This window comes from Aeromonas sp. R1-2, from assembly GCF_040908505.1.
Classification (GTDB): domain Bacteria; phylum Pseudomonadota; class Gammaproteobacteria; order Enterobacterales; family Aeromonadaceae; genus Aeromonas; species Aeromonas veronii.
In genome coordinates this window covers 300,742-308,208 of the sequence record NZ_JBFODU010000014.1, presented here as the reverse complement: position 1 = coordinate 308,208, position 7,467 = coordinate 300,742, and the positions used below count along the sequence as shown (strand labels likewise).

General features: G+C 58.2%; 7 protein-coding genes. 2 read left to right on the top strand and 5 right to left on the bottom strand.

The window, feature by feature from the left end:
- The coding region (locus AB5Y76_RS06245) for an integrase core domain-containing protein (RefSeq protein ID WP_368177694.1) at nt 1-191 on the top strand (191 nt) is incomplete at its 5' end.
- Between the two features lie 63 nt (nt 192-254).
- Here AB5Y76_RS06245 and serA read toward each other — a convergent pair.
- The 5 genes from serA to AB5Y76_RS06220 form a co-directional block, all read right to left on the bottom strand.
- Nucleotides 255-1,487: a phosphoglycerate dehydrogenase gene (gene serA / locus AB5Y76_RS06240; RefSeq protein WP_005337639.1), complete on the bottom strand. Its 1,233-nt coding sequence runs from the start codon at nt 1,485-1,487 to the stop codon at nt 255-257.
- 324 nt (nt 1,488-1,811) lie between these two features.
- A complete protein-coding gene (gene rpiA, locus AB5Y76_RS06235) occupies nt 1,812-2,465 on the bottom strand; it encodes a ribose-5-phosphate isomerase RpiA (protein WP_005353106.1) in 654 nt (217 codons plus the stop codon).
- A 161-nt stretch (nt 2,466-2,626) separates the two neighbouring features.
- Entirely contained in the window at nt 2,627-3,223 is a 597-nt protein-coding gene (locus AB5Y76_RS06230; protein WP_263717594.1) for a 5-formyltetrahydrofolate cyclo-ligase, read from the bottom strand.
- 211 nt (nt 3,224-3,434) lie between these two features.
- Nucleotides 3,435-4,769, bottom strand: a complete 1,335-nt coding sequence (locus tag AB5Y76_RS06225) for a Na+/H+ antiporter NhaC family protein (RefSeq protein ID WP_005361588.1) — start codon at nt 4,767-4,769, stop codon at nt 3,435-3,437.
- 438 nt (nt 4,770-5,207) lie between these two features.
- Nucleotides 5,208-6,188, bottom strand: a complete 981-nt coding sequence (locus tag AB5Y76_RS06220) for an alpha/beta hydrolase (RefSeq protein WP_263717595.1) — start codon at nt 6,186-6,188, stop codon at nt 5,208-5,210.
- 273 nt (nt 6,189-6,461) lie between these two features.
- Between AB5Y76_RS06220 and dapB the strand changes: the two genes are divergently transcribed.
- A complete protein-coding gene (gene dapB, locus AB5Y76_RS06215; protein WP_216948885.1) occupies nt 6,462-7,274 on the top strand; it encodes a 4-hydroxy-tetrahydrodipicolinate reductase in 813 nt (270 codons plus the stop codon).
- Nucleotides 7,275-7,467 lie beyond the last annotated feature (193 nt).

Genomic DNA, 7,467 nt, shown 5'->3' with positions numbered 1-7,467 from the left:
ATGACTGTTACCAGAATGCGTTGGCGGAGCGGGTGAACGGGATTTTGAAAGGAGAGTTGTTGTTGCAAAGCCCGCAGGATTTGACGCAAGCGCGGGAAATGGTGCGTGAAGCGGTGGATATTTACAACGNGGAGCGGCCGCATCATGCGTTGAAATACAGAACCCCCGATGCGGTACATAGGGGGTTCTGAGTAGAGAAATGTTAGTTGAAAATGTGTAAACCTATTTCAGGACTAGACACAGATAAGGGTCTATCAGTGGAGGATGCGGGCGCGGATGGTGCCGTTGATCTCCTTGAGCTTGGCGAGCGCCTTCTCGCTGTGCTCGGTCTCCACGTCGATCACCACGTAACCGATATGGCTGCTGGTCTGCAGGTATTGACCGGCGATGTTGATCCCCTCTTCGGCGAAGATCTGGTTGATCTGGTTCATCACACCCGGCTGGTTGCGGTGAATGTGCAGCAGGCGGCTGGAGCCCTTGTGGCCCGGCAGCGACACTTCCGGGAAGTTGACGGCGGAGAGAGTGGAGCCGTTGTCGGAGTATTTGACCAGCTTGTTGGCTACTTCCAGCCCGATGTTCTCCTGCGCCTCATGGGTGGTGCCACCGATGTGCGGGGTCAGGATGACGTTCTCCAGCCCACGCAGCGGGCTTTGGAACTCCTCGTCATTGGACTTGGGCTCGACCGGGAAGACGTCGATGGCGGCGCCGGCGATATGGCCGCTCTTGATGACGTCAGCCAGCGCATCGATATCCACCACGGTACCGCGGGCGGCGTTGATGAAGATGGCGCCCGGTTTCATCATCCGCAGCTGCTCGGCACCGATCATGTTCTTGGTGGAGGCGGTCTCCGGCACGTGCAGGCTGATGACGTCAGACATATTGAGCAGCTCGACCATGCTTGGCACCTGGATGGCGTTGCCCAGCGAGAGCTTGTTCTCGATATCGTAGTAATAAACCTTCATGCCGATGCTTTCGGCGATGATGCCAAGCTGGGTACCGATGTGGCCGTAGCCGATGATGCCGAGCTTCTTGCCGCGCGCTTCCACCGAGCGGTTGGCCAGTTTTTCCCACACGCCGCGATGGCACTTGGCGTTTTTCTCGGGGATGCCGCGCAGCAGCAGCAGGATCTCGCCCAGTACCAGCTCGGCGACCGAACGGGTGTTGGAGAAGGGTGCGTTGAAGACCGGAATACCGCGGATCTGGGCCGCTTCCAGCTCGACCTGGTTGGTACCGATGCAGAAGCAGCCGATGGCGACCAGCTTGTTGGCGGCGTCGAGGACTTTCTCGGTGATCTGGGTGCGGGAGCGCAGCCCGATGAAATGGACGTCGCGGATCTGCTCGATCAGCTCCTCTTCGGAGAGCGAGGTCTTGAGATACTCCACACTGGTGTAACCTGCGGCACGAAAGGTCTCTACGGTGTTGGGGTGAACCCCCTCCAGCAGCAGAACCTTGATTTTATCCTTGTCCAACGAAAACTTGGCAGTCATGACGATCCCTCTGTATGTGCAAACGTAAGTGCAGATTTGGTGTGCGAAGAAAACCGTAAAGTAGCAAAAACGTTTGGGAGAGGGAATATTTGTGACGAAAGTCAAATTCTTTGAAGTTATCAACGAATGTTGTAAACATCCGTATGCAACTTGTTGAGGGATAAATAAAAACGGCGCCATCAGGCGCCGTTATTTATTCACAGTGCAATGTTTGGGTCATATCCCATCCCGGGGCTCAATCAACGCCGCTATTGCGTCAGGGCTGGCAGTGTGGCGCTGGCGGGCGAGGGAGGATGCCGCTGCACTGTGCTGCCGGTGTCGGGATTACTGGGTAATCACGCCGTCCGGCGTACCGATCAGGACAACATCGGCGCCGCGGGCGGCGAACAGGCCGTTGGTGACCACGCCAACAATGGCGTTCAGTCGCACTTCCAGCGCCTTGGCGTCGGTAATGGCCATGCCTTTTACATCCAGAATGTGGTTGCCGTTGTCGGTGACCACGCCTTCACGCCACACCGGGTTGCCACCCAGTTTGCGGATTTCACGGGCCACGTATTCGCGGGCCATCGGGATCACTTCCACCGGCAGCGGGAACTGGCCCAGCACGTCGACGGTTTTGGTGTTGTCGATGATGCAGATGAACTTGTCAGCGACGGCGGCAACGATCTTCTCGCGGGTCAGGGCTGCGCCACCGCCCTTGATCATGTCGCGGGTTGCGTTGATCTCGTCGGCGCCATCCACATAGACGGAGAGGGCGTCGATCTCGTTGAGATCATATACGGTGATGCCGAAGCCCTTGAGGCGCTCGGTAGAGGCAACGGAGCTGGATACCGCTCCCTTGATCTCGTCCTTCATGGTCGCCAGCGCGTCGATAAAGTGGTTGACGGTAGAGCCGGTGCCCACCCCGACGATGGTGCCGGGAACCACATACTTGAGCGCAGCCCAACCGGCCGCCTTCTTCATTTCATCTTGAGTCATGATCGTTCCTTAAGAAAAAAGCGGGCGCATTATATCCAACCCGGTACCCCGTCGCGACCTTGTTGCTCACGTTCCGGGGCAAAAAGAGGGACTTTGTAAATCGTTTGCCTGTTTATTCTGCGTTTGCGCGCACAAAGCCGGGATTCCCTGCCAAAAACAGCTTATTCAAAGCGCCAGCAGTGGCTCGGGGTGATGATCTGGGGCAGCGGCACATCCCACTCTTCTTGCGGGACCGCATCCACCTGCTGGCAGTCGTGGGCAATGCCGAGCGGCTTGGGGCCCAGCTTGTGCTCATGCCAGATGGCGAGAGTGCGATCGTAGTAGCCGCCCCCCATGCCAAGGCGATTACCCTGGGCATCGAAGGCAACCAGCGGGGTGCAGATAAGATCGAGCGTGCTATGGGGCACCACCTGCAGGATATCCAGCTCGGGCTCTTCGATGCCGTAGCGGTTGCGCACCATGGGGCTGGTGGCGGTATAGCGCAAAAAGAGCAGGTGACCCGGGGTAAAGGGGTGGAGCACCGGCAGGTAGACCTCTTTGTGCTGGGCCCACAGCCAATGGATGGTGGGCAAGGGGTTGATCTCCCCATCATTGGCCAGATAGAGGGCAATGTGTTTGGCGGCGAGGATCTCGGGGTGTTGCTTGAACTGGGCCAGCAGCTGTTGGGCCGCCGCCTGCTGCTCGGCCGGACTCAGATTTTTGCGGCGTTGACGAACCAGTTGGCGCAGGGATTGACGTTCGGGTTGGGACTCATGCATGGGGAACCTCTGGCATAGCTGCGCATCGATGGCTTGAACGCGCTCTACCTTAGCACATTCACTCTTGACGTTAAGGGGGGCAGGGAAACCCCGTCCCGGACGGCTGATGCCCGGAACGGTGGGATAAATGCTGGCGGATCCGTTGGTGAGTCAACAAGGGCCAGGGTGTGGCCCCTGTTGACAGCATGTCGGCGCGCCAGCCTCTGGTTTGTTACTTGTCAGCCTTGCCGCGCATCTGGTGCTTCACGAACACGGCAATCAGTGCCGCTACCGCGAGCGCCATCGGGTAGAAACTCATGCTTACTACCGCCAACGGCGACAGGGCGAAGATGGAGCCCAGCAGCAGCGCCTGTGCGCCCCAGGGGATCAGACCCTGTACCACGCAGGAGAAGATATCTAGCATGGAGGCGGCGCGGCGCGGGGTGACACCGTGATGTTCGGCCAGATCCCGGGCTACCTTGCTGGCGACGATAATAGCCACCGTGTTGTTGGCGGTGCAGAGGTTGGTGAGGCTCACCACCCCGGCGATGCCGAGCTCGGCCGCTTTCTCGTTCTGTTCACCATTGTGCTCGCGAGTGAAACGGGCAATCAGGGCGCTGATGCGCTCGCTGATCCAGGCCAGACCACCCTGACGCTCCATCAGGGCGCCGAGACCGCCTATCAGCATGGAGAGCAGGAAGATCTCCTGCATGCCGGTAAAGCCCTGATAGATATCCTTGCTGAACTGACCGATGGCGTAGCCGTTGATCATGCCCACCACTCCGGCGGCCAGAATGCCGATCCCCAGCACCACAAATACATTCACTCCGGCGAGCGCCAGCCCCAGGATCAGCAGATAAGGCATCACCTTGAACAGCTCGATGGCGCTGCCGTTGGCTGGGGATTCACCCACTGAGCCCAGGGTCAGATAGAGCAGGATCACCGCGATGGCAGCTGGGGCCGCAATCTTGAAGTTTTCGCGGAACTTGTCCTTCATCTCGCACCCCTGGCTGCGGGTTGCTGCTATGGTGGTGTCGGAGATGATGGAGAGGTTATCGCCAAACATGGCGCCGGAGAGAATGGTACCAGCCATCAGCACCGGATCGATACCGGCCGCCTGCGCCACGCCCAGCGCCACGGGGGCCACGGCACCTATGGTGCCCATGGAGGTGCCCATGGCGGTAGCAATAAAGGCAGAGATGAGGAACAGCCCGGGCAACAGCGCCCAGCCAGGGATGAGCGACAGGCCCAGCGCCACAGTAGCATCAACCCCGCCGGTGGCCTTGGCCACGCTGGCAAAGGCGCCCGCCAGCAGATAGATAAGGCACATCGCCATGATATTGCTGTGGCCAACCCCCTTGAAGAAGGTCTCCAGATTGCTGTTGAAGCTCTCTTTGCCAAGCAGCAGGGCCAGCATCACCGCAGGCAAGGCAGCAACCGGAGCGGGCAGCTGATAGAAGGCGAACTCGACCCCCTGCAGGGTCAGCCAGGTACCGGTACCGATAAAGAGTGCGAGAAAAACCAGAAGTGGCAGCAAGGCCCTGGCACTGGGTTGAGTCTGGATCATGTGTTCCTCTGAAATTGAACAATGACCTCCTGTCATAAACTGCTTTGTACCTGTATCGGATAGGGATAGGGGGAAAACAGGGCGGGCATCCTGCCGCATTGGGGTGCCCACAGTAGTGAGTCAACCTCGCTTGGTCAAGATAGACGTCCAGATGGATAGGTGTTTTTGTTTGATGATTCTGGTGTTATTGATATATCCAAAGAATATTCGGAAAAAGAAGTTGGTGTTGTTTATTGTTCATTTCTGTTCTGGCGCAGTCCGTGGGTATCTGGGGGGATCGCGTGCCTTTAATAAGGAAAGAGGTAAACGATAAGGTCTCTGCATGCCATCTTGGGGATTTCTCCCGCTGCCGCACGTCAGCCGCACCTCTCTCTATTTCTACGTGAGCATGGTACGGATATTTCCAGAACGCGTGGACACAAGACCTGGGCTGTGTGGTTACTGTGTCAGTTTCTCCACCGCCTGAACGGCTGTTGTGATGGCGTCCTGTTCCAGCGTCAGCGGAATGTGGCCAATTCCGGGCAGCAGGGTGACAGGCCAGGAGATGCCGAGACGTCTTAACTCAGGTTCAAGTTGATCTGTTTGAAAGGCTTCGTCATTTGCACCCGCGATCACGGCGCAGGGGCGTTGCACATTGCGTAAATTCTGCTGATAGTCGCGCTCTGGCTGAAAGTTAGAGGCAAGGTTGAAGGAGTAGGAGGGGGTCAGCAGGGATTTCGCCTCATCATTAAGGGCAAAGTTCAGCACGGTCAGATGGTTGAGTGCGGAAATATGGAAACCGTTGAGGATGCTCAGGGCGATGAGGCGAGGCAAGCCGACACGCACCCAGCCACCGCTGTTGGGCCGGTAGTTGGCGGCGGTGGGGCCGAGATAGGGGGAGAGCCGCAGATAGCTCTCGAACAGGGTTTGTCGCGCACTGCCAGCAACACGCAGCACAAAGCCACCCCCTGACGAGAAGCCGACGAGTGTTGCAGGCTTGTCGGGGGCTACCGACTTGATGAAATCTTCCAGATCGTCCTCAAGCTGGCCGATGTAGGCAATGGTGCCTTTGTTGCCCGATGCGCCATGGCCGCGAATATCGAGGGCGTAGGCGTCATATCCCGCTTGCGAAAAGGCGTCCGCCATCTTGTGCATGCTCTGGCTGCTGGCAGAAGAGCCATGAACCAGTACCACGCTGCCCTTGACCTTGTTGTTCTTCGTATTGCCCTCTGCGCCATAGTGCCGATAGGCCAGCTGCGTGCCGTCACGCGCCGGGTATCTTGAGAGGGGTGGCATGTTGCTCCAGCCACTCCCCTTGAAAGGGTCGTTGATGCTGGCCATCGCCGGTGCCGGACTCGGCCCGCCAAACAGCAGAGCCGCGGCCAGCATGACCAGGGTCAGTGATATCAACCCCACAGCAAACAGCAATCCTGCGCTCATCCTTGCACCTCATTTGATATCGACACGGGCGTGGCCCTGATTTTGCTTATGCTGGCATTTCACTCGTTCGAACCTATCAGATGGCACCCGGTCTGCCAAATGATCGAGTGAGACGATGAAAAACGGCCTGTGACCAAAAGGAAGTTCTTGGCCAGCCAGTGGGCGCTGCCGTTGACGAGCGCAGCAAGGAGTGGTGGCATCATGGCTTTTCAAACCCGGCGCGGGCTGGTAAAACGGTCTCTTTCCATAATTAAAAGAGATGAGAGGGTGGAGATGGACAATCCGATCCGTGTGGCCGTGATGGGCTGTAATGGTCGTATGGGCAAGGTGCTGCTGGAGGCCATCACCAACACCGATGGCGTAGTGGTCGGGGCTGCACTGGAGCGGCCGGGTTCGGCGGTGATAGGTCTCGATGCCGGTGAGCTGGGCGGGCTGGGCCATCTTGGTGTGGCCATCAGCGATAGTCTGGACAAGGTGCGTGACGAGTTTGATCTCATCATCGACTTCACCCGCCCCGAGGTGACCCTTGCCAATCTGGCCTTTGCACTGGCCCACCACAAGCAGATGGTGATCGGCACCACCGGTTTTGACGATGCAGGCAAGGCTGCTCTGAAAGAGGCGGGCAAGCAGATCGGTATCGTGTTCGCCTCCAACTACTCGGTCGGGGTCAACCTGGTGTTCAAGCTGCTGGAGCAGGCCGCCAAGGTGATGGGGGATTACACCGACATCGAGATCATCGAGGGCCACCATCGCCACAAGGTGGATGCGCCATCCGGTACTGCCCTCTCCATGGGGGAAGTGGTCGCCAAAACGCTGGGCCGGGATCTCAAGGAGTGCGCCGTCTATGGTCGCGAGGGGATCACTGGCGAGCGGGATCGCAACACTATCGGCTTTGCCACCATTCGCGCCGGCGATCTGGTGGGGGAGCATACCGTCATGTTTGCCGATATCGGCGAGCGGGTGGAGATCAGCCACAAGGCCTCCAGCCGCCTGACCTTCGCCAACGGTGCTGTGCGGGCGGGCAAGTGGCTTGGTCAGCAGGGGGCCGGTCTTTATGACATGCAGGATGTGCTCAATCTCAAGTGATGCCTCTGAGCGGCACTTTCGTACTACTGCTACCCCAGTGAAAAACCCCGGCTTGCCGGGGTTTTTGCTGTCAGTCAGCCAGATTTTGTGTAAAAAGACACGCTGCCTGCAATTTTTAACTGAACTCCTTATAAATCACACTATTGCGTTATCCGCCAGAATTTCCCTTCCTGAATGTCATCACCAGGTAACA